Here is a 19,882-nt window from a genome sequence, read left to right as displayed (position 1 = left end):
CCTCGCCGCCCGGGCCTCCCGCAAACGCCAGGTTCCCCCAACCAAGGAAAGGCTCGTATGCAGGAAATCCTGGGTGTGCCGGCGCCCCTGTTGTTCGGGCAGCTTCTGATCGGGCTCATCAACGGCTCGTTCTACGCGCTGTTGAGCCTCGGCCTGGCCGTCATCTTCGGCGTTTTGAACGTCATCAATTTCGCCCACGGGGCGCTCTATATGATGGGCGCCTTCGTCGCCTGGCTCTTGTTGCATCATCTCGGCATCGGCTACTGGCCGAGCCTCATCGTCGCCCCGTTGATCGTCGGCGTCTTCGGCATCGTCATCGAGCGCACCATGCTGTCGCGCCTCTATGACCTCGACCATCTCTATGGCCTGCTTCTGACCTTCGGCCTCGCCCTCATCATCGAGGGCACCTTCATCAATTTCTACGGCGTCTCCGGCCAGCCCTATGCGCCGCCGGAAATCCTGACCGGCGGGCACAATCTCGGCTTCATGTTCCTGCCGACCTACCGCGCCTGGGTGATCGTCGCCTCGCTTCTCGTCTGCCTCGGCACCTGGCTCTTGGTGGAGCGCACGCGTCTCGGCGCCTATCTGCGCGCCGCGGTCGAAAACCGCGAGCTCGTGCGCGCCTTCGGCATCAACGTGCCCTTGATGATGACCCTCACCTACGGTTTCGCCGTGGCGCTGGCGGCCTTTGCCGGCGTTCTCGCCGCGCCCGTCTATACGGTGAGCCCGATCATGGGCCAGCATCTCATCATCGTTGTCTTCGCCATCGTCGTCATCGGCGGCCTCGGCTCCATTTTGGGCTCCATTCTCACCGGGCTCGGCATCGGCGTCGTCGAAGGTCTGACGAAGACCTTCTACCCGGAGGCCTCCTCCACCGTCGTCTTCGTCATCATGGCGATCGTTCTCATCTTGCGGCCGAACGGCCTTTTCGGGAGGCCCCGCGAATGACCGACACGACCTCCAATGTCGAACTCAGCGACGACACGTTCCGCAGGCATCGCCTCGCCGGCTATCTGATCGCGGCCGTCGGCATCGCCGCTCTCGCCGTCGCGCCCTTCCTCGGCATCTATCCGATCTTCCTGATGAAGCTTTTGTGCTTCGCCCTCTTCGCCTGCTCCTTCAATCTGATGCTCGGTTATGTCGGGCTTCTCTCCTTCGGCCACGCCGCCTTCTTCGGCATGGCGGCCTATGTGGCAGGCCACGCCGTCAAGGTCTGGGGCATCGGCACGGTCTTCGGCATCGCGGCGGGCACCCTCACCGCAGGCGTGATGGGCCTCGTCTTCGGGGCGATCGCCATCCGCCAGAAGGGCATCTATTTCGCCATGATCACGCTGGCGCTCGCCCAGATGGTCTTCTTCTTCTGCCTGCAGGCGCCCTTCACCCATGGCGAGGACGGCATCCAGGGGATTCCGCGCGGCACCGTCTTCGGGCTCGTCGATCTCCGCGACACGCTGACCATGTACTATTTCGTCGCCGTGATCTTTGCCGCCGGCTTCTTCGTCCTCTACCGCACCGTCCACTCGCCCTTCGGCCAGGCCTTGAAAGGCATCCGCGAGAACGAGCCGCGCATGATCTCGCTCGGCTATCCGGTGGCCCTCCTGAAGGTGCTCGCCTTTACGATGTCGGCGACGATCACCGGCCTTGCCGGCGCGACGAAGGCGATCGTCTTCCAGAGCGCCACCCTGACCGACGTCAACTGGCACATGTCGGGTGAAGTCGTGCTGATGACCCTGATCGGCGGCATGGGCACCATTCTCGGGCCCGTCGTCGGCGCCGGCATCGTCATCGCGCTGCAGAACTATCTGTCGACGATCGGCTCCTGGGTGACGGTCGTCATGGGCGCGATCTTCGTCATCTGCGTCCTGACCTTCCGAAGAGGCATCGTCGGCGAAATTTTGGCCTGGATGCGCCGATAGAGCGTCTCGGATGAACCGCTCTATCGCGGGGCTCGGGTGAGAGCCCCAGCCCGATGAGACTTCGCGTCGGCGGCGATCCGCTGCCTCGAGCCGCTTGCGCGATGTCCGCATCGCGCTTTGCGTCTCTCTTGCCGGACCACCCTGCCGACGCGAAAAGGGAACCATTCACTCAAGATCGAGAGGGCTCCGAAGCGGGCGCGGCGCCCGCTCCACTGTCACTCCGACCTTAACCGAGTCGGGCCTTATGCTGCACGGACATTCTCCAGGAACTGGTTCATCGCACCGCGCAGCGAGCCGAGCCGCGTGTCGAGATCGCCGACCGATTTGCGCAGCTCGTTGCTCGCATTGCCGGTCCGCAACGCCGATTCCGACACTTTGCTGATCGAGGCGCTGACCTCCTGCGTGCCGGATGCGGCTTCGGTGATGTTTTGAGCGATCTCGGTCGTGGCGGCATTCTGCTGCTCGGTCGACGTTGCGATATCGTCGGACCGCTCGGCAATGTCGCGCACCATTTCCGCGATCGAGCGGGTGGCTTCGATGGAAACGTCCGCCGCTGAGCGGATATCGCCGATCTGGCGGTTGATCTCCTCCGTCGCCTTGGCCGTCTGCTCGGCGAGAGCCTTCACCTCGGCGGCAACGACCGCAAAGCCCTTGCCCGCCTCGCCGGCCCGCGCCGCCTCGATCGTGGCATTGAGCGCAAGAAGATTGGTCTGCGAAGCGATGTCGGTGATGAGTTTGGTAACGTCGCCGATCCGCCGCACGACGGCATTGAGCCCGTCGACCGCCTGGCTCGACCGCTCCACCTCGTCGGCCGCCGTGCGGGCAACCTTGGAAGAGGCCTCGATCTGGGCACTGATGTCACGCGTGGAGGCGGACAATTCCTCCGTGGCGCTCGCCACCGTCTGGACGTTGTTGGTCGCCTGTTCGGCCGCCGACGACACCGTCAGAGACTGCTCGCTCGTGGAGCTTGAGACCTCCTGAAGAAGACCCGCCGTCTCCTCCAGCTGCTGCGAGGCGGCGCTGATCTCGCCGGAGAGGCTGAGAACCGACGCCTCGAACTCGTCGGCGAGACGCAGCATCGCTTCGCGGCGCTGCCGGTTCGCGATCTCGCGCTCTTCGGCTGCGGCGCTCTCGAGCTCTCGCGCCCGCACCAGGCTCGCCCGGAAGACGGACAGCGCATTGTGCATCCGCCCGATCTCGTCGGCGCGCTTCACCTCCGTGATCGTCACATCCGTGTGGCCCTCGGAGAGATCCTGGGTGACCTTGGCGAGATTGCCGAGCGGGCGCACGACGCTCAGATGGTTGAAGATGCCGAAGAGAACGGCGCAGAGCGCGCTGATCACGGCGCTGACGATGGCCACCGTTTCGACCATGGACAAGGCGCTGTTCTGTGCGGTTGCCAGAACGCTCTGGCGCTCGCCGAGCTCTGAGAGGCTCGTCTTGATATCCGCTTTGATGGCCCGGAAGGCCGCCTGCCCGTTGCCGGCCGCTTCGATCGCCTTGGCGAGATCGACGGTCATCGGATCGCGCATCAGCGTGACCTGACGCACGACGAAATCCTCGTACCACTGGCGCCAATTCACGATCGCCTTCCCGACATTGTCGGCAATGTCGAGACGCTCGAGCAACGGAGCAAGCTCCACAACGAGGGTTTCGGTTTCGGCCCTATTCGCCTCGATTGTCTCGACCCAGTCGCGGTCGCCGGTCAGAAGGAAGTTCTTGAGGCCGATGGATTGGTCATCGATAGCGGTTTCAAGTTTGGCGATCTCGACGATCGAAGACTTGAGTTCTTCGTAATCGGCGACGGCGCGTTCGGCGTCGACCGCCTGCAGATAGATGACGGCGTTGAGCACGAGGCCGATCAGGGTCAAAACCGTGAAGGCCAGGATCGCTTTCAGTGTGACAGACATGTTGTTGAGCACGGTCAGGTCTCCGATCACTTGGCCATGGCGAGCTTGCGGCGCGCCAGCTCGGTCAGATTGACTTCGACGGTGACGGCACCGATCGGCGTGTTGCTGGCTTCGTCGGCGAGCGTCATGTTCACCTGCGCCCGCCAGATGTGCAGAGTGTCGTCAAACTCCGGCGCGTCGATAAAGACAACGCCTGCGCCTTTCGGATAAGTCTCCTGGAATTTCGCCTCGTCGCCCTGCCAGAAATCGCCCGTGATCGACGACTGGCCGACATTCAGCCCCTTGTCGTCCATCACGAAGATCTCGACGAAGAGGCCGGCCGACTGGCCCTGCATGCGCGTCAGATAGACCGACAGCGGGTTCGACAGCGTCGCCGCGATCAACGGCTTGTCGACAGCCTCGCGCTCCGCTTTCCATTGTTCATCGAGCTGATCGATCTTGGCCTGCTCCAGTGTGCCATAACGCTGGTTCTGGGTCCTGACGGAGAGACGCACGACTTCTGAATCCATCCAGCTGCGGATATCGTCCATCACGGAGGCGTCGATGAGCCGTTTGGGATCGGGGGCCAGTGGATCGGATGGCACAGGTTCGGCCTTTGCGGCGAAGGCTGGAACCGCCACAAGGGCGGCCATGGCAAGTCGGAGCATGGGCGTCTCGTTCCAAATCAGAGAATACGGTCTTTGCACCCATAAAATTCCAGGCTGTTGCCAGGCTTGAGAACTATTCTAAAAGTTGCGCAGACCCGCGAGGCCGCATAGCCCCTCTTAAGCCAGGGGATCGAAACAGACCTCTGCACCCACGAAGCGGTCGCGACAGAAAGCTGGCTTTCCCGGCCACCTAACACAGGTGAGTGATGGACCGACGGAAGGTGGCATCTTGGACCACGCGAACGGTCGGTATGACACGAGCGCATCGCTTGATGAAGGAAGCGCCGTGCCTCGCTATTTTTTCAACGTCTACCCGGACAGCGCGGAGCTCGACCGCGAGGGCACCGAAATCACCGACACCCACACGGCTCAGGCCGAAGCGGTCCGCATGGCCGGCGAGATCATGCGCGATATGGGCCGCCAGTTCTGGACGGGGGACGAATGGCGCCTCGAAGTGATCGACGCCGAAGGCAACAGGATCTTCGTCGTCCGCTTCTCGGCAAGAGAGGTCGCCGACGGCGAACTCTGAGCCCTCAGGCGTGCGGGCGGGGCGCGAGCTTCTGTTGGTCCAGATGCAGATAGTTCGGCGTGAAGCCGGCGAACTCTTCCAACCGTTCGATGTCGTGAATGACGAGACGGGACCCCGCAAACGAGATCAGCCCGTCGCCGCGCAGCCGCTGCAAGACGCGGTTCATGTGCACGTTCGACAGGCCGAGCGTGTCGGCGAGATCGATCTGCGTCAGCGGAAGCTCGTAGCTGTGGCCGTCGACAAGGCCGACCGCCCTCAGCCGGTAGAGCAGCTCGCAGAGAAGATGCGCGACCCGCTCCGTCGCCTCACGGCCACCGAGATTGACGAGCCATTCGCGCAACGTGGCTTCGTCCACGAGAGCCGATGCCCACATCGCCTGGGCGAGCTTCGGCCTTTCCATGAGCTTGAGGATCCGCTCCCTTGGAATATCCACGACCTTGCAGGGCGACAGCGCCGACAGCGAATGGTCCATCTCCTTCAGGATGAAGATGTGCAGATCGCAGAAATCACCGGGGATGAGATAGGCCATGATATGCCGGCTGCCCTCCGCCAGGATCTTGTAGCGGCAGGCGAAGCCTTCGAGGATCAGATGCACATGGTCGGGCTCGTCGCCCTCTTGAATGAGGTCGGTCCGCGCCGGCACCAAACGGGTCTTCTCGATGATCTCGTCGAGAAGCCGGCAATCCTCTGCATCGAGACGGACGAAGCCGTTGAGCTTTCTGACCAGCGGGTTATCGTAGTCCTGTCCGTCCTGCATTCCGACGTCCCTTTGTCGATCTCGCTCGTTGCACACGAAATTCAGCATGATTGCTGTTCGATTTCTATAAAGGGGCTTCACATTCGGTGCCGGTGACAAGCGCCGGACGGCATCCGAAGGAAGCGGACTTCGGCGGCAGAGGTCCCTCAGCCGCCCTTGCGCGCCCGGATGTCGCTCAAGACCTCCGTGTCGATCAAATCGTCGTCGCGGATGCGGTTGTCGTAATTTTCGACGCCCATGAAGCGCGCCATCGCGGCGATCTTCTCCGGCCCCCAGATATCCGCCGAATTGGAACTATCCGGATCGAGATAGCCCTCGCGCATCAGCAATCGAATTAAATACGGAGCGATTTTGCTATCAATTTGAACGAGATTGTCGGGATCCGATCCGAAATAGGAAAGACGGTGGAGCCGGTAGCAGCGCGATAGCTCCGAAATGGGATCGTTATGATCGTAAATGGAGATATCGACGGCCTTGCCCTGCCGCCCGCCATAGCCGACCCCGGCCAGGAACACCTGCAGCCCCGCCGATTGCACGCCGCGCAATTCGCCGCCCGCCTCCTGGCCTGCAACAAGCGCTGCAATCAGCCGCTCCTGAAAATCGCCCTCGGCACGTTCAAAGCGCGCCACCATCGCCGCTGGCACGTCCTCTGAGGTGAGCGAATTGCCATGCGCGAGCGCATTGTCTCCGAAGGCGACGGAGGCCGCGCCGTCCCAGCTTTCCACCGCCGCGCCGGTGTGCTGCGCCGCCCGCCCATCGGCGGACAGGATGGCGATCTGGCGTTCGCCCCGGGCCGCATCCTCGGCGAGAACGAGATCGAGCACCGTCTCCGGCGGCACGCCGAGCGCCAGAAGCTCGAGCCCCTTCGTGCCGTGATCGGGATTGGAAAAAGCCTGCGTCGCGATCACCCCGACACCTGCCCGTCCATGGCAGATGAGGTTGGCGACGCCCGGAAATTTCGACTGCACGGCGATGCCGAGCGCCCCCGTCTCGGGCTCTCGGGCGAGAATGGAATAGGTCATGGCCTGTGATAGCCGATGACGGCAGGCCCCAAAAGCCCGGGCCCCGCTTCAAAGGCGGCGGCAGAAGCCAAAATCGCGCTCAACCCTCGACGACAAACTCCTCCGGCAGGTTCTTATGCGTTTCGCCGAGCCGGTCGCGCCGGATGATCACCGAGCGATGGATGCGCGCGCCCTCGGCAATCTTCCGCCCCGAGAAGAAGGCGGGCGGGGCAAGACCGAGAAAACGCCGGCCGTGAGAGCCTGGCACGCACAGCCTTGGCAGAAATTCGAAGATCGCCCAGAACCAGTTCATCGATTGATGCCGTTTGCCGAGTGGATCGGGCTCTTCGTATTTCATCGCCCCCTCGCCGCAAACAAGACGCCGCACCACCTCTTCGGAATAGACGAGCCCCATATCCGCCGTCTCGCCGATCATCCAGGCGAGCGGCACCTTGGCGAGGCCGCTCTCCGCCTCCGGATAGCCGCCGCCGACATCGCCGTGCACGCCGGCAAACCACACCTCGCGGACATCCTGGTTTTCCGCCTCCGGCCAGAGCTGCGCGCGGAACATGACGCGAACTTCGTCGATCGCCACGGCATGGCGCACGCGTTCGACGCTCGGATTGGCATTGGTGAAGGCATGCGAGCGCAGCCGGATGCGATAGCCGCCATGCTCGATGACGGAGGCGACGGTATCGAAGAGCCCGAGAAGCCGGATCGGCGGATGCTCGGTCTGCAAAACCCGGTCGTAGAGCCGGATCTCGTCGAGCTTCGTCTCGCGCTCGGCGCCGACGCTACGATAGGCGCGGTAGGCGTAGTCGAGGAGGTTGAAATTGCGCGTCTCGAGAATACCGATCGCGTGGATGAAGCCGGCGAGCACCGTGGCCGAATAGGCGCCCCGGCTGAAGCCGAAGAGATAGATCCGGTCGCCGCTCACCCAGTTCTCGGCGAGGAAGCGGTAGGCTTCCTTGACGTTCTCATCGAGGCCCCAGCCCGTCACCATGCCCCAGAATTCGACGACGCGTGGCCACCACCTCACCCAGGAATTGTCGGCGGCGAGCGTCCCGACGCCCGGATCGTACCAGACGAGCTGGTCCTCGCTTTTCTCCAGCGTGCCGTAAAGGCGCAGGATATTGGTACGGTCTTCGGAGATTTCGTTCGACGTGCCGTCGAAGAGAATGACGATATTCTTGGGCATTGCCCCCTCCGGCCTCTCCCGGAGGGAATTTATCACAAGATTGCAGGCCTCAGGCGCAGAAAGACCAGCTTGCGCCGCGCCCGAAACTCAGCGCATCAAGCCGGCCTTGCGCAACGCGTCCTCGATCACCCTGCCAACACCGGAGGTCGAGGACCCGGAGGCAGACGGCCCGGAGCCTTTGGACCGGCTGCCGCTCTCCCCGCCCGTCTTCGCGCCAGCTGTCTTCGCGCCAGCCGTCTTCTCCTTGGCGGTCGCGCCGGCGCCGTTGCGGAGCGGCTGCGCCGCCGCCCGCAATGGCGTGTCCGCCATGCGCATGATCGCCTTGCGTGTGCGCCCGCCGGCGGGTTCTGAGGCAATCCCGAAAAAGCGCGCGATATGCAGCGTCGAGGAAATGTCGACGTCGAGCATGAAGGGCGCCGGCGTGCCATAACCGTTCGGCCCGTCCGCCTCGATCGGCGTGCCGTGGCCCATGCCGGTGATGGAAAACTCCTCGATCACCGCGCGCCCGTTGCGGTCGTGCCAGACCCGGTGCGGATAGCCGTCGACCTCGTCGGTCCGGTCGGGTTCGGCGGCGACGTGATGCAGCGCCCGCCATTGCGCCAATGTCGCTTCCACATTGATCGGATCGACGGTGCGGTCGCCGGTGCCATGCCACAGCGAAATGATCGGCCAGGGCCCGTTATGGTCGGAGGCACCGCGCACGGCCGCCTGCAGCTCGTCTTCGCCGGGCAGGCCATGGCCGCGCATCCGGTCGAAGGCGGCGGGCATCGAGGTGGCGCTGCCATAGGGAATGCCGGCAATGAGCGCGCCGCCGGCAAAGACCTCTGGATAGGTCGCAAGCATGACGCCCGCCATCGCGCCCCCCGCCGACAGGCCGGTGACGAAGACGCGGCTGCGGTCGAGCCGGTACGTCACCACCATATGCTCCACCATCTGGCGGGTGGACAGCGCCTCGCCGGAGCCGCGGCGGATATCGTCCTCTTGGAACCAGTTGAAGCAGAGATTGGGGTTGTTGCCGCGCTGCTGCTCGGGAAACAGAAGCGCGAATTTCGCCTCGTCGGCGAGCCGCGACCAGCCGGAGCCGTGGTCGTAGCCGGCCGCGCTTTGCGTGCATCCGTGCAGCACGACGACGAGCGGAGCCCCCTCCGGAAGGTCGTCGGGAACATAGGCTCGCGCGCGCAGCGCCCCGGGATTGGAGCCGAAGCGGGAGATCTCGAAAAGGCGATCGACCACCGGTCCGCGCGGGAGATGAAATCCCTTCAAGGCGGAAAGCCGGGCAATGGTGTCGGACAGGTTTCTCAACGTGGTTCCTCTAAAGCCGCTTCCCCGAAGCGGCAGGGGGAAAACGGCCGCGCATCGATATGGTTGCTGCGGTGCACAATAGCGCTCCGCAACCACAGGTAAAACTCTTTCCAGATGAATGATTGGAGAGGTTCTATCCGTCGGCGCTGGTGCCAGCCTGCCGCCCTTCCCCGGCCCGGCCTTCGATGAAATCGCGATCGCGCGCGATTTCCGCAGCCAGAAAGTCGAGAAGCGCACGGATGCGCGCGGCATGGCGGAGATCGGGATGCGTCAGAAGCCAGAGATCGGTGGCAAAGGTGGGTTCTGCGGAGGCGATCCGCGTCAAACCGGGCTCGGCATTGCCGATGAAGCATGGCAGATGCCCGATGCCGATCCCCTCCGCGATCGCCTCGGCAAGGCCGAGAACGCTGCTGATGCGGTAGACGATCTTCTCAGCCGGCACGTGCTCGTGGACGAAGCGCACCGCCTTGAGCCCCGCCATTCGGTCGCCGAGTGCCACCCAGGGCCGATCGAACAGGTCCGTGACCTCCACCTCTTCCGCACTCGGAAAATCGGCCGCCCGCCCGTAAAGTCCCCAGTTGATGCGGGCCACGCGCCGCCCGACCAGGTTCTCCGGCGGCGTGTCGGTCGCCCGGATCGCCACGTCGGCATCACGCTTGGAAAGATTGAGCGCCTGGTTGGAAACGACGATGTCGAGGCGCACGCGCGGTTCCTTCTCGCGAAAGCGCGCAAACAGCGGCGTGAAGAGATGCGTCAGAAGCGTGTCGCTCGTCGTCACGCGCACCTCGCCCTCCGGCACCACCTCGGCCCCGGCGACCTTGCGTCCAAAGCCCGTGATGCGCTCGTCGATGTCGCTGGCGAGCTCCACCATCTCCTCGCCCACCGCCGTCGGCACGTAGCCGGTGCGATGCCGCTCGAAGAGGCTCACCCCGAGCGTCGCCTCGATCTGCCCGAGCCTTCGAAACACGGTCGAATGGTTGATGCCGAGAAGCTCGGCCGCGGCCGGAAGCCGGCCCGCTTCGGCAATCGCCTTGATCAGGCGGAAATCGTCCCAGGCGAGATTCTTGAACGGCTCGACCAATCTTTCCCTCAAACAGAATGGCGGCCGCGCTCCCGGGAAGGAGAACGCGGCCGGTCTTTTCGAAATCTGTCGTGAAGCCTCATGCGGCTTCCGCGACCCGGCCCGCATGGGCAGACGCCGGCAGCACCGTGCGGCGCAGCGCAAAGGCCCCGTCGCCGATCAGCGCCTGAACGAGAGCCGCCACCGACAGGAACGCCGGATATTCCCAGCCGCCATTGGCCGCGGAAAAGCTCCAGCCGTTCGGCGCATGCACCCAGATGGCGCCCAGGAGGATCGGCAGAACCACGATGGAGATGAGGCGGCTGTAAACGCCGGCGATCAGCGCCAGCCCGCCAAAAAGCTCGCCGAGAATGATCGGCCAGGCGAAGAGCGTCGGCAGGCCGAGCTGGGCGAGAAAGCCTTCAAAGCCCGGAACGGTGAAGGTCACGATCTTCATATAAGCGTGGGCGAGAAGCATCACGCCGAGCGCGATGCGCAGGAGGAAGGCGCCATAGGGGGCAAGGCGGGTATCGATCATCTGTCGCTCCAATTTCGGTTGTTCTTCCCCGAAATTGAACATTCCCCACATGCAATTCAAACGGCTTCTCTGCACATATATCATTGCATCAGCGCAATGTCTTCCCCATCGCAATCGGCCGTTCCCAGCCTATCTGTGGGAGGAACGAAAGAGCGCGTTCGTCACGAACGCATCTGATTGGAGCTTCCACCATGCGCCACAACGGCATCCACCACGTGACCGCGATCGCGGCTTCGGCGCGACGCAATCTCGATTTCTTCACCCGCATCCTCGGCATGCGCCTCGTCAAGAAGACGGTGAATTTCGACGATCCCGGCGGCTACCACTTCTATTATGGCGACGAGGCCGGCCATCCGGGCACCATCCTCACCTTCTTCCCGCTGGAGCATGCCGCCCCCGGCCGCGCCGGCATCGGCGAAACGCAGGAGACGCGGTTTCTCGTGCCGGAAGCCTCGCTCAGCTTCTGGACGCAGCGCCTCGTCGAAAAGGGCGTCGCCCATGAGGCGCCCACAAAACTCTTCGGCGAGACGACGATCGCCTTCACCGATCCCGACGGCACGCATCTCGCGCTCGTCGGCGTCGCGGGTGCTGAGGCCGAACCGGGCTGGTCGGATGGCGAGATTCCTCAGGAGCACGCGATCCGCGGCATCCACAGCGTCAAGCTCCTCCTCGAGGACGCGGAGCCGACGGCGGAGATCCTGACGGATGTGCTGGGCTTTGAAGCCGCCGGCAAAGACGGTTCGCTTGCGCGCTTTCAGGCAAAGGGCAGCACCCCGGCAACGCCTGGAACCTTCGTCGATCTGCATGCCGCGGGAGAGTTCCTGCGCGGCCGCATGGGCGCGGGCTCCGTCCACCACATCGCCTTCCGGGCCGACGAGGCCGGCCAGGCGGAGATGGCGCGGCGCCTGCGCGAGGTGCACCGAATCGCCACGACCGAGCAGAAGGACCGCAAATATTTCCGCTCGGTCTATTTCCGCGAGCCGGGCGGCGTCCTCTTCGAGATCGCAACCGACGATCCGGGCTTTGCCATCGACGAGAGCGAGACGGATCTCGGCCAGGCCTTGAAACTGCCCGACCAATACGAGGCCCGGCGGACGGAGATCGAAGCCGTCCTGCCTGAGCTCGCCTGAAAAACCCCAGCGCGCCCTCCCCGGCGCGTCGGCACCTCAGAACCGCTTGCGTAAAAAGCTGAGGCCACGCACGGACCTTAAACAGACCTTCAGGAGTATCCGGCTTCACGCTGGTGCCGGATCGCTTCACCAGCTCGGCGCGCGGCATCGGCACTCTTCGGGCGCAGAAACGCACGGAGCCGTTGCAGGTCTCGGATCGCCGCCGGGGCAAATCTTACTTGTGACATCCGGGAGCAGGCGTTTCGTCCTCGGTTCCCCAGCTCTCCAGCCACCGGTCGACCTCGTCGGCGGTCGCATGCATCCCCGTCTCGCGGAACTCTTCCCACGCCTGCAGCGTGTCGCGCCGAAGCGCCTCACGCCTCTCCTCGCGTTCCACATACTGCGCGATGGCTTCCCGCATGATCCAATGCGACGTGCGTTGCCGCGCCTCGGCGAGATGCCGGACGCGCGCCTTCATCTCGTCATCGAGCTTGATGGATGTTGCAGATGCCATGCGCGCCTCGACGCCAAAAGGTAATACCTTTTGGCACCATATCGCATCTGCGCCGGGATGGTCCACTGTCGGCACACATGCGCAGCCCCGCGTGGTGCGCGCCCCACGTCATCGCGCCCCACGTCATCGCGCCTCAGGCCATTGCGACGGCGCGCGCCTCCGCCTTGGCGGGCACATCCGCGGCATGCCGGGCAAGGCGCATCGCGGTTTCCTCGGTGATCGCCGCAATCGTCCTCAACTCGTCTGGCGTAAAATCGGGCCGATAATAGGACGGCTCGCTGATCCGCTCGGCCGCAAGCGCCGGCAGATTGCCGCCTTGAAGCCCGCAATGGCCGGCGATCGCCGCCATCTCGCGCGCCGGATCGGCACAAAGCCGCTCATAGGGCACGATGCGGGTGGCCGCGGAGAGCGTCGGATCAGCGTCGAGCTTGTCGGCGACATGCCCATAGAGCGCCGCCCAGTAACGCGCCCACCCTTCGACGTCCTGGCCCTCGGCCCACAGCCGCATGATCTCCGGCGCCTGGCTGTCGCCGAGCCCGATCGCCCGCCGCTCCAGGCCGAATTCGAAATGCCCGGTGCGGCTCAAATGCCGCGTGATCCGCGGATCGGCCTTGCCGGCTTCGACGAAGAGCCGGTGCTGCTTCATCAGTGAAGCGATATGCCAGACCGGGTCGCGCACCGGCACCAGGAAGCGCGCATCGGGAAAGAGTTTTTGCAGGTAGGAGAGCCGCGTGACGTTGTAATTGCCCTTGGCGAGATAGCGCCGCCCGCCGCGCAGCACGAGAAGCTTGGCGATATGCTCGCGGTAGAAGCGCTCGAACTCCGGATGCGCCGTCGCCCGGTCGAGCACGGCGGAGGCTGCCGGATCGTGCAGACCGGCAAAGAACGCCATCCACATCACCTCTTCGAAGGCTTCCGGGCTTTCCGGCGTCACCAGAATGCGGTCCTTGTGCGCCCGCTCCTCCGCCGGTGCCTCGCCGCTCGCCGCATGGTCGGTGAACCAGTTCCAGGCAAGGGGCGTCATCACGGCCGGAAAATCACGGTAGCGGTGCGTCGCGACATCGGGATGGGTCGCAAGAAGCTCGAGAAGCATCGTGCTGCCGGAGCGCGCGAGCCCCGTCACATAGATCGGCCGCTCCACCCTGATATCCGCGACGCGCTCGCGCGCCATCCGCGTTTCGAAATCGCCGAGCCTGATCCACGCCCTCGGATGCCGCTCCACGAGGCCGCTCAGAAAGTCCATCCAGCCGCTGACCTTCGGGCCGCTCGTCTCAGACTTTGCCATCTATTCGTTCCTGCGCCATCTATTCGATTCTGCGGATGGATTTTGCGGCGAACGACATCAGGATCAGCGCCGGAAAGAAAATGATCTCCCAGCCGCGCGCCCAGGACGGCCCGGCCGTGAAGATCTCCCGCTTCGGCAAATCGATCTCGATCTCGTCGACCGGCGCCTCGTCGGCGAGATAGCCGATCGGATTGCCGATGATGTAGTTCCACCACTGCTTCTTGTGCACGACAGGCACCGGCGCCTTCACCGGCACGTCGGCGATCGTCGCCCCGTTCGCGTCCTTCACGATGGCACGCGGCGCCGGCCGGTCTTCCACCCATTCGCCGCCGTAATTGCCCGACGCCCGCACGGTGACGCTCTGGCCCTCCGGCGGCAGCGTGCGCGCATAGGAGGAATCGAGCCACAGAATGAGGGTGAGTAGCGGCAGCGAGGCGATCAGCGTCGACGGCAGCACGAGAAACACCCGCTTCAGGGCGATCCCCAGCATATTGCGGATGAGCCCGCCGGCCTCCTCGAACGGCCCGTCGAATTCGGCAAGCCGCTCCTGCGCGCCCTTCAGCGCAACCCGCAATTCCGCGATCCGCGCCTGCGGCGACAACAGCCGGTAGAGCTCCATGGAGGCGATCGAGGCGACCGACGCCCAGATCAGGACCACCAGGAAGGAGGGCAGAATGTGCGACAGCTGTCCGTCGATCCAGCCGAACAGCGGCGCCGGCAGATCAAGAAGCCCCATTCGCCGTCCGTTCGCTGACGCCGGCCGGCTCTGCGGTCGCGGCCTGGGAAGCAAGCGGTGCGGCGCCGGCGGCATTCTCCTGCCGCGCAGCAGCCGCCTTGCGGCGATTGCGCATCAGCTTGCGGATCGGCCAGGCGACGACGAAGCTGATCGCAAGGCCGATCGCGGCGACGAGCGCCCACAAGGCGCCGAGAAGGCTGAGCCCCGCGCCCGGGCCCACATAGGCGAAGGCGGCCGAAGGCAGAAGTGCTGCGGTCACAGCAAAAAACACAAACCGTCTCATATCGTTTTCTTCCCTGTCTGGCTCGTCGCCTGCAACGAGCTGGTGAAGGAGGCATCGAAATAATCGGGGGGCAATCGCTGGCCCCAGCACAGGATGGAGAGGCGCGGCACCGTCTCGCCGGCAAGCGTCTCCGCCCGCACGGGATTGATGTACTCCCAGACGATGTCGCCCTCGCGCGTCACCTCCAGAAGCCGCCCGCCGGAGGATTCGGTGATGAGCGTATTGCCGTTCTTCAAACGCTGCTGCGCCGAGCGGATCATGCTGTCGAGCGGCGCTTCGGGCGTGCCGCCATATTCCCAGACGATCTCCGACGTGCGCGGATTGACCTCGATGACGCGCGAGCGGGCATTGGCGCGATCGTAATTGCCGAAATTGTCGAAGAGGATGAGATCGCCGTTCGGCAGAATGTCCGGATCGTGCTGGCCGAGCCAGTCGGAGCGTTTTGCCCAGGTGATCGTCTCCTCATCGGGATCGAGGACCGCCACGGCGCCGAGTTCGCGGAAGGACACAAGCACCTGCCCCTCTTTCGCATAGGGGAAATTCGCCGCCTCTTCCGCCGTGATGTAATCGACATTGTTGGTGTGCAGCGGGTCCGACACGGCGAAGGCCGACACGGTGTAGAGCATCTGCCGGAATTCCGACCGCGCCACCGCCTGAATGAGCGCGATCTTCTTCAGCTCTTGTCCGTCGGGCGACAGGATGACGAGAAAATCGTCGAGCCGCGGCTGCTTGAAATTGTCGAATCCGTCGAGCTTTTCGTTCACGAACTCATGCGTGATGACGTAGATCCGCCCGTCCGGCCCGACATCGATGTCGTGGTGGGCATTGGCGAGATAGCTCCAGATGACGTTGGAATCCTTGTCGAGCTTGGCGACGCCATAGCCGTAGGGCGTGTCGCCCGCCCCCTCGTAGACGACGAGAAGATCGCCGTTCGGATAGGCGATCGCCTTGCGGAAGTAGACGAAGGCGTCGGGCTGCGGCCGCTTCACGGCGGCGCCCTCGTGCCAGACGGAGCTGTAGGGCCGGCGCCATTCGTGTACGACGGTGCCGTCCATGGCGATGAGCCGCGCCACCGCCTCCTCGCCAGAGGTATAGAGCGTCAGCCCCTGCTCGGTCCGCGTCGCATCGTTCACCGTCACGCCCTTGTCGGGCCGGCGCTCGGGATACCAGAGATCCGTCAGATAGAGATTTTGCGTCGTGGTGGCGCGGTCGTAGAGCGCCTTGCCGCCGAGATAGGCATCGCCGATTTGCTTGCCGGGCGTCACCCCGGCCGTCGTTACGATAGCCCCCGCAACGAAGGCGATGAACACGAGCGAGACGAAAAATCCCGCTTTGAAAATCCGGTCTGCGGACGATGCGTCGTCGCCTTCCCCCATCCCCCTTTCGGGGGGCAAACTGCCCATTCCTGTCCCGCTCCTTGAGTCCGCTAACCTCGCGGAAGAAGAACGGCCTCCTCGGGCAACAATATGGTCACAAAACGGCTAACATCGCCCTTTTTCCGGGCCTTCTCGGCGCTGCGGCAATCGGCACAGACCGCGGGCCGCGCGCAGCATCACAAGACGCCTTTCCCTCGCCGACAAAGCCCCGCCGCCGGCGCTCACTTATGAAGAAGTCGCACAGGCGTAAGCGGAGACCTGCGTCTGGTCGCAAACCCGCGTTCACCTGATTTCCGCGCATGACATCGATGCCCGCCCAGGGCAGGATACATCTTGCCACCCCACGCACCCACCGGCCGCACCCACCGACAAGATACTGAGTGCTGCGCCCCTCACAAACGACGTCCCGGACATGCCTGTTCGAAAACCCTGCCCCGTTCGAAAATTCTTCAATGGAGAGACGCTTTGAAAACACGCAAGCTTGCCGACAATCTTGAAGTCTCGGCCCTCGGCTTCGGCTGCATGGGCCTCAATTTCGGCTTCACCGATTTCCCGGAAGAGAACGACGCGGTGGCGCTCATCCGCGCCGCCGTGGAGCGGGGCGTCACCTTCTTCGACACGGCCGAGGTCTATGGCCCCTTCACCAACGAAAAGATCGTCGGCGAAGCGCTCAGGCCCATGCGTGACAAGGTCGTCATCGCCACCAAGTTCGGCTTCAACATCGTGGACGGCAAGCAGGCGGGCATGAACAGCCGGCCGAAACACATCAAAGAGGTCGCCGACGCGTCCTTGAAGCGGCTCGGCATCGACGAAATCGACCTCTTCTATCAGCACCGCGTCGACCCGGACGTGCCGATCGAGGAGGTTGCCGGTGCGGTCAAGGATCTGATCGCCGAAGGCAAGGTGAAGCATTTCGGCATGTCGGAACCGGGCGCGGAAACCCTGCGCCGGGCGCATGCGGTGCAGCCGGTTGCCGCCGTGCAGAACGAATATTCGCTATGGACGCGCGGCGTCGAAACCAACGGCATCCTCAAGGCCTGCGAAGAGCTCGGCATCGGCTTCGTTCCTTTTTCACCGCTCGGCAAGGGCTTCCTGACCGGCGCCATGAGCAAGGACACGAAGATCAGCGAGAGCGATTTCCGCTCCCTCCTGCCGCGCTTCACGCCCGAAGCGATGGAGAAGAACCAGGCGCTGATCGACCTTCTGAAACAGGTCGCGGCGGAAAAGGATGCGACGCCGGCGCAGATCGCGCTCGCCTGGCTGCTTGCGCAAAAGCCCTGGATCGTGCCGATCCCCGGCACCACCAAGCTCCACCGGCTTGAGGAAAATCTCGCCTCGGCCGAGATCGAACTCAGCGAGGACGATCTCAGCCGCATCGGCACCGCTCTCGCCGAGATCGACGTCGAAGGCGAACGCTATCCCGAACATCTGCTGGCGGCCACCGGTCGCTGAGGCCCGCAAACGCAAAAGGCCGGATCGCAAGGCACCGCCTCCCGATCCGGCCTCCGCGGAATTTTGAGCTGAAGCCTGAGCCCCAGCGGCTCAGGCGAATTCGAAGCGGATCGGCTGGGCGCCTTCCCACAACGTCATCGGGCCGAGCTTCGCAAGATCCTCGAGCCCCGAGGTCAGCGTGATGAAATGGTTGCCGGCGAGCTGGCCCATCTTGCAGGCGAAATGCACGCCGCCATAGGCGAGCAGGATCTCCGTCTCGCTGATGCCCCCCGGATAGAGCACGATCTGGCCGGGCGCCGGATAGCTCGTATGGTTTTCGTAGCCGACGCCGAACTGCATATCGCCGAGCGGGATCCACACGCCCTCGCCGCTCCAGCGCACATGCACGATCTTGCTTTCGAACGGCATCACCTTGCGGAACGCCGCGCAGGTCTGAGGCGCCGCCTCTTCCTCAAGCCTCGCATCGAACCGGTATGGCCCCGCATGCACCACGAGCTTCGACATCGTGTCCTCCCATTCCTCGCAACCGGGCGCTTTTCTCGCACTTTCGCGAGAGCCACAAGCACCCGCCGCCACGCCCGATCTTAGGGCCCGCGTCGCCTTGCCGGAAAACACCTCGCGCGCGCCGTTTGGCCAATGGAGGAAGTGCTTCTTCTGTGGCAAAGAGAACAGATTGGGGGAGAAGAGCCGCAAGGCTCGGGTTGTGATCGGGATGGATGCGCAGGAGGAGGAGGTTGGTCCGACCTCTGTGGAACAGGCGACGGCGCTCATCCGGCGCGCCATCGTCACCGCCGAATATCGGCCGGGCGAGCGCCTGAAGGTCGCCGATGCGGCGCGCCGCTTCGGCTTCAGCGCCATGCCGGTGCGCGAAGCCTTGCGCAAATTGGAGGGCGAAGGGCTCGTCGCCATCCTGCCCAATCGCGGCGCCGTCATCCGCCCGATCGACGAGAAATTCCTGAAGGACGTCTACGAGGTCCGCACCGCGCTCGAAACGCTCGCGGTGCAAAGGTTGATGCCGCGCATCACCCTCGCCATGCTCGACGAGCTCTCGGCCCTCCAGGCCGCTCACGCCACGGCCGTGGAAAGAGCCGATCTCGAAGAAATCATCATGGCCAACCGCGCCTTGCACACCAGGCTCTTCGAACTGGCCGGCAACGCGGAGGCGACGCGCCTCTTCGAGCTCGGCTGGGAGCTCATCTATGCGCTCCGCCGACGCCTCGGCTACGGGCCCAACCGTCTTGCCTCCGTCATCGAAGAGCACCGGCTTCTCGTCGATGCGCTCCGCCGGCACGATTTCGCCGCCTGCGCCGCCGTCCTGCGCATGCACAACACCGCCGGCATGGAAGACATGATCGCCTCGCTCGCCGGCGAGTGAGCCACCCGCCAATTTCAGATCGGAGGGTGATTTCGGAACGATGCCTCCACCCTGCCGTTCGTCTCCACTCGCACCGTGGAAAGGACGCCATGATGAGGGCTTTCGCCGCCACCCTGCGCGCCGCTTTGAGCGCAACCGCAATCGCCGGTCTCACCGCCGCAACGGCTCTTGCAGCAACGCCCGTCCTTGTGCCCACGACCGCGGCTGCTGCCCCCAAGGGCTGGACGACGTATGCCGATCCCCGCTCCGGCGCCCGCCTCGCCTATCCCGAAAAGCTCTTCCCGCAAGAGGCGCCCCTCGCCTACGGCACCGCCTTCGTCGGCGATGAGGCGCGGCTCGAACTCTCCGCCCGCGCGGTCGAAGGCGTCGACGACGCCGCCGATCTGCGCGCCCTCATGCGCGGCACCGGCGGCTACGAAAACGTCACCTACTCGCCGCAGGGGCAGAACTGGCTGGTCGTCTCCGGCTATCGCGGTTCGGACATCTTCTACGAAAAGTTCTTCGTGCGCGGCGACACGGTGCAGGGTTTCAGCCTGCAATATCCGGCCGCAAAGCGCGGCATTTTCGATTCTGTCGTCGAAGGCGTGGAGGATTCCTTCCGTGCCGGCCGTGTCTCGATGAGCCGGTAAGCCCCGGCACGCTTTGCACATTCCGGTCTGCGCGGATCCCTCGCGGGCCCTACCGCTCTTTGGTTCCATCTCTGCGGCGCCACGCCGCAGCGCCACCTTCCGGGCGCCTTCCGGAGACCTCCCCGAGACGATTGAACTTTCAGATACCACTCCGACAGGCAGATTCCCGCCACCGTCTGGGCTCGCTCGTCGCCTTCCGCGCGGCGATCGGCTTTGCAAACCGCTCAGTTTTTAATCTCTTCGAGCCGAGCTCCTTAACTGCAAA

The 19,882-nt window shown here is 64.2% G+C and carries 20 protein-coding genes and 1 pseudogene; 7 read left to right on the top strand and 14 right to left on the bottom strand.

Annotated elements, in window-relative coordinates; all coding sequences use genetic code 11:
- Positions 1-57: 57 nt before the first annotated feature.
- Positions 58-948, top strand: a complete 891-nt coding sequence (locus tag EO094_RS05680) for a branched-chain amino acid ABC transporter permease (RefSeq protein WP_128291276.1) — start codon at positions 58-60, stop codon at positions 946-948.
- The gene (locus EO094_RS05675) at positions 945-1,916 is read left to right on the top strand and encodes a branched-chain amino acid ABC transporter permease (protein WP_128291275.1); all 972 of its coding nucleotides are present in this window, start codon (positions 945-947) and stop codon (positions 1,914-1,916) included. Before EO094_RS05680 ends, EO094_RS05675 begins: the two co-directional genes overlap by 4 nt.
- A 371-nt stretch (positions 1,917-2,287) precedes the next feature.
- Here the strand turns inward: EO094_RS05675 and EO094_RS05670 are convergent.
- Together EO094_RS05670 and EO094_RS05665 are read right to left on the bottom strand one after the other, a co-directional pair.
- A pseudogene (locus tag EO094_RS05670) lies at positions 2,288-3,826 on the bottom strand (methyl-accepting chemotaxis protein); the annotation flags it as partial.
- Between the two features lie 26 nt (positions 3,827-3,852).
- On the bottom strand, positions 3,853-4,473 hold the full coding sequence (locus tag EO094_RS05665; protein WP_246008371.1) for a hypothetical protein: 621 nt from the start codon (positions 4,471-4,473) through the stop codon (positions 3,853-3,855).
- 286 nt (positions 4,474-4,759) lie between these two features.
- Between EO094_RS05665 and EO094_RS05660 the strand changes: the two genes are divergently transcribed.
- Positions 4,760-5,002: a DUF6894 family protein gene (locus tag EO094_RS05660; RefSeq protein ID WP_128291273.1), complete on the top strand. Its 243-nt coding sequence runs from the start codon at positions 4,760-4,762 to the stop codon at positions 5,000-5,002.
- A 4-nt stretch (positions 5,003-5,006) separates the two neighbouring features.
- On the opposite strand, the gene EO094_RS05655 is transcribed toward EO094_RS05660, so the two are convergent.
- The 6 genes from EO094_RS05655 to EO094_RS05630 form a co-directional block, all read right to left on the bottom strand.
- A complete protein-coding gene (locus EO094_RS05655) occupies positions 5,007-5,759 on the bottom strand; it encodes a Crp/Fnr family transcriptional regulator (protein ID WP_128291272.1) in 753 nt (250 codons plus the stop codon).
- Between the two features lie 146 nt (positions 5,760-5,905).
- A complete protein-coding gene (locus EO094_RS05650) occupies positions 5,906-6,781 on the bottom strand; it encodes a DUF1028 domain-containing protein (RefSeq protein WP_128291271.1) in 876 nt (291 codons plus the stop codon).
- A gap of 79 nt (positions 6,782-6,860) precedes the next feature.
- On the bottom strand, positions 6,861-7,958 hold the full coding sequence (locus tag EO094_RS05645; protein ID WP_128291270.1) for a DUF2235 domain-containing protein: 1,098 nt from the start codon (positions 7,956-7,958) through the stop codon (positions 6,861-6,863).
- A gap of 87 nt (positions 7,959-8,045) precedes the next feature.
- Positions 8,046-9,260, bottom strand: coding sequence for an extracellular catalytic domain type 1 short-chain-length polyhydroxyalkanoate depolymerase (locus tag EO094_RS05640; RefSeq protein WP_128291269.1), 1,215 nt, complete (start codon positions 9,258-9,260; stop codon positions 8,046-8,048).
- 133 nt (positions 9,261-9,393) lie between these two features.
- Entirely contained in the window at positions 9,394-10,341 is a 948-nt protein-coding gene (locus EO094_RS05635) for a LysR family transcriptional regulator (protein ID WP_128291268.1), read from the bottom strand.
- Positions 10,342-10,420: 79 nt separating this feature from the next.
- Complete coding sequence (locus EO094_RS05630; protein ID WP_128291267.1) at positions 10,421-10,858, bottom strand: DoxX family protein; 438 nt, start codon at positions 10,856-10,858, stop codon at positions 10,421-10,423.
- A gap of 191 nt (positions 10,859-11,049) precedes the next feature.
- Here EO094_RS05630 and EO094_RS05625 point away from each other — a divergent pair, with 191 nt between their 5' ends.
- Positions 11,050-11,988, top strand: coding sequence for a ring-cleaving dioxygenase (locus tag EO094_RS05625; protein WP_128291266.1), 939 nt, complete (start codon positions 11,050-11,052; stop codon positions 11,986-11,988).
- A 214-nt stretch (positions 11,989-12,202) separates the two neighbouring features.
- On the opposite strand, the gene EO094_RS05615 is transcribed toward EO094_RS05625, so the two are convergent.
- The 5 genes from EO094_RS05615 to EO094_RS05595 all read right to left on the bottom strand — a co-directional run bounded on the left by EO094_RS05615 (position 12,203) and on the right by EO094_RS05595 (position 16,188).
- A complete protein-coding gene (locus EO094_RS05615; RefSeq protein WP_128291265.1) occupies positions 12,203-12,481 on the bottom strand; it encodes a CopG family ribbon-helix-helix protein in 279 nt (92 codons plus the stop codon).
- 133 nt (positions 12,482-12,614) lie between these two features.
- Positions 12,615-13,766: a sulfotransferase gene (locus EO094_RS05610; protein WP_246008370.1), complete on the bottom strand. Its 1,152-nt coding sequence runs from the start codon at positions 13,764-13,766 to the stop codon at positions 12,615-12,617.
- 19 nt (positions 13,767-13,785) lie between these two features.
- Positions 13,786-14,502 (bottom strand): hypothetical protein, encoded by a 717-nt coding sequence (locus EO094_RS05605; RefSeq protein WP_128291264.1) that lies wholly within the window; start codon positions 14,500-14,502, stop codon positions 13,786-13,788.
- Complete coding sequence (locus tag EO094_RS18540; protein ID WP_205649828.1) at positions 14,489-14,785, bottom strand: hypothetical protein; 297 nt, start codon at positions 14,783-14,785, stop codon at positions 14,489-14,491. The genes EO094_RS05605 and EO094_RS18540 overlap by 14 nt, the downstream gene beginning before the upstream one ends.
- Complete coding sequence (locus tag EO094_RS05595) at positions 14,782-16,188, bottom strand: arylsulfotransferase family protein (protein WP_128291263.1); 1,407 nt, start codon at positions 16,186-16,188, stop codon at positions 14,782-14,784. The genes EO094_RS18540 and EO094_RS05595 overlap by 4 nt, the downstream gene beginning before the upstream one ends.
- A 438-nt stretch (positions 16,189-16,626) precedes the next feature.
- Between EO094_RS05595 and EO094_RS05590 the strand changes: the two genes are divergently transcribed.
- Entirely contained in the window at positions 16,627-17,613 is a 987-nt protein-coding gene (locus EO094_RS05590) for an aldo/keto reductase (RefSeq protein WP_128291262.1), read from the top strand.
- A 90-nt stretch (positions 17,614-17,703) separates the two neighbouring features.
- Here the strand turns inward: EO094_RS05590 and EO094_RS05585 are convergent, their stop codons facing one another.
- On the bottom strand, positions 17,704-18,117 hold the full coding sequence (locus tag EO094_RS05585; protein WP_128291261.1) for a DUF3830 family protein: 414 nt from the start codon (positions 18,115-18,117) through the stop codon (positions 17,704-17,706).
- Positions 18,118-18,286: 169 nt separating this feature from the next.
- On the opposite strand from EO094_RS05585, the gene EO094_RS05580 reads away from it, so the two are divergent.
- The gene (locus EO094_RS05580; RefSeq protein ID WP_128291260.1) at positions 18,287-18,988 is read left to right on the top strand and encodes a GntR family transcriptional regulator; all 702 of its coding nucleotides are present in this window, start codon (positions 18,287-18,289) and stop codon (positions 18,986-18,988) included.
- Positions 18,989-19,077: 89 nt separating this feature from the next.
- Positions 19,078-19,617 carry a hypothetical protein gene (locus EO094_RS05575; RefSeq protein WP_128291259.1) on the top strand — a complete coding sequence of 180 codons (540 nt, stop codon included), beginning with the start codon at positions 19,078-19,080 and terminating at the stop codon, positions 19,615-19,617.
- Positions 19,618-19,882 lie beyond the last annotated feature (265 nt).

Origin of the sequence: Afifella aestuarii (assembly GCF_004023665.1) — a bacterium.
Taxonomy (GTDB): Bacteria; Pseudomonadota; Alphaproteobacteria; order Rhizobiales; family Afifellaceae; genus Afifella; species Afifella aestuarii.
Note: the sequence above shows the minus strand (reverse complement) of the source record. Positions and strands in the feature narration are given on the sequence as shown.

Excerpts from the sequence above, each read along its gene's own strand:
- EO094_RS05650 (WP_128291271.1), bottom strand. The coding sequence starts at position 6,781 with ATGACCTATTCCATTCTCGCCCGAGAGCCCGAGACGGGGGCGCTCGGC.
- EO094_RS05605 (WP_128291264.1), bottom strand. The coding sequence starts at position 14,502 with ATGGGGCTTCTTGATCTGCCGGCGCCGCTGTTCGGCTGGATCGACGGA.
- EO094_RS05585 (WP_128291261.1), bottom strand. The coding sequence starts at position 18,117 with ATGTCGAAGCTCGTGGTGCATGCGGGGCCATACCGGTTCGATGCGAGG.
- EO094_RS05675 (WP_128291275.1), top strand. The coding sequence starts at position 945 with ATGACCGACACGACCTCCAATGTCGAACTCAGCGACGACACGTTCCGC.
- EO094_RS05630 (WP_128291267.1), bottom strand. The coding sequence starts at position 10,858 with ATGATCGATACCCGCCTTGCCCCCTATGGCGCCTTCCTCCTGCGCATC.
- EO094_RS18540 (WP_205649828.1), bottom strand. The coding sequence starts at position 14,785 with ATGAGACGGTTTGTGTTTTTTGCTGTGACCGCAGCACTTCTGCCTTCG.
- EO094_RS05575 (WP_128291259.1), top strand. The coding sequence starts at position 19,078 with ATGATGAGGGCTTTCGCCGCCACCCTGCGCGCCGCTTTGAGCGCAACC.
- EO094_RS05615 (WP_128291265.1), bottom strand. The coding sequence starts at position 12,481 with ATGGCATCTGCAACATCCATCAAGCTCGATGACGAGATGAAGGCGCGC.
- EO094_RS05665 (WP_246008371.1), bottom strand. The coding sequence starts at position 4,473 with ATGCTCCGACTTGCCATGGCCGCCCTTGTGGCGGTTCCAGCCTTCGCC.
- EO094_RS05625 (WP_128291266.1), top strand. The coding sequence starts at position 11,050 with ATGCGCCACAACGGCATCCACCACGTGACCGCGATCGCGGCTTCGGCG.
- EO094_RS05595 (WP_128291263.1), bottom strand. The coding sequence starts at position 16,188 with ATGGGCAGTTTGCCCCCCGAAAGGGGGATGGGGGAAGGCGACGACGCA.
- EO094_RS05680 (WP_128291276.1), top strand. The coding sequence starts at position 58 with ATGCAGGAAATCCTGGGTGTGCCGGCGCCCCTGTTGTTCGGGCAGCTT.
- EO094_RS05645 (WP_128291270.1), bottom strand. The coding sequence starts at position 7,958 with ATGCCCAAGAATATCGTCATTCTCTTCGACGGCACGTCGAACGAAATC.
- EO094_RS05655 (WP_128291272.1), bottom strand. The coding sequence starts at position 5,759 with ATGCAGGACGGACAGGACTACGATAACCCGCTGGTCAGAAAGCTCAAC.
- EO094_RS05610 (WP_246008370.1), bottom strand. The coding sequence starts at position 13,766 with ATGGCAAAGTCTGAGACGAGCGGCCCGAAGGTCAGCGGCTGGATGGAC.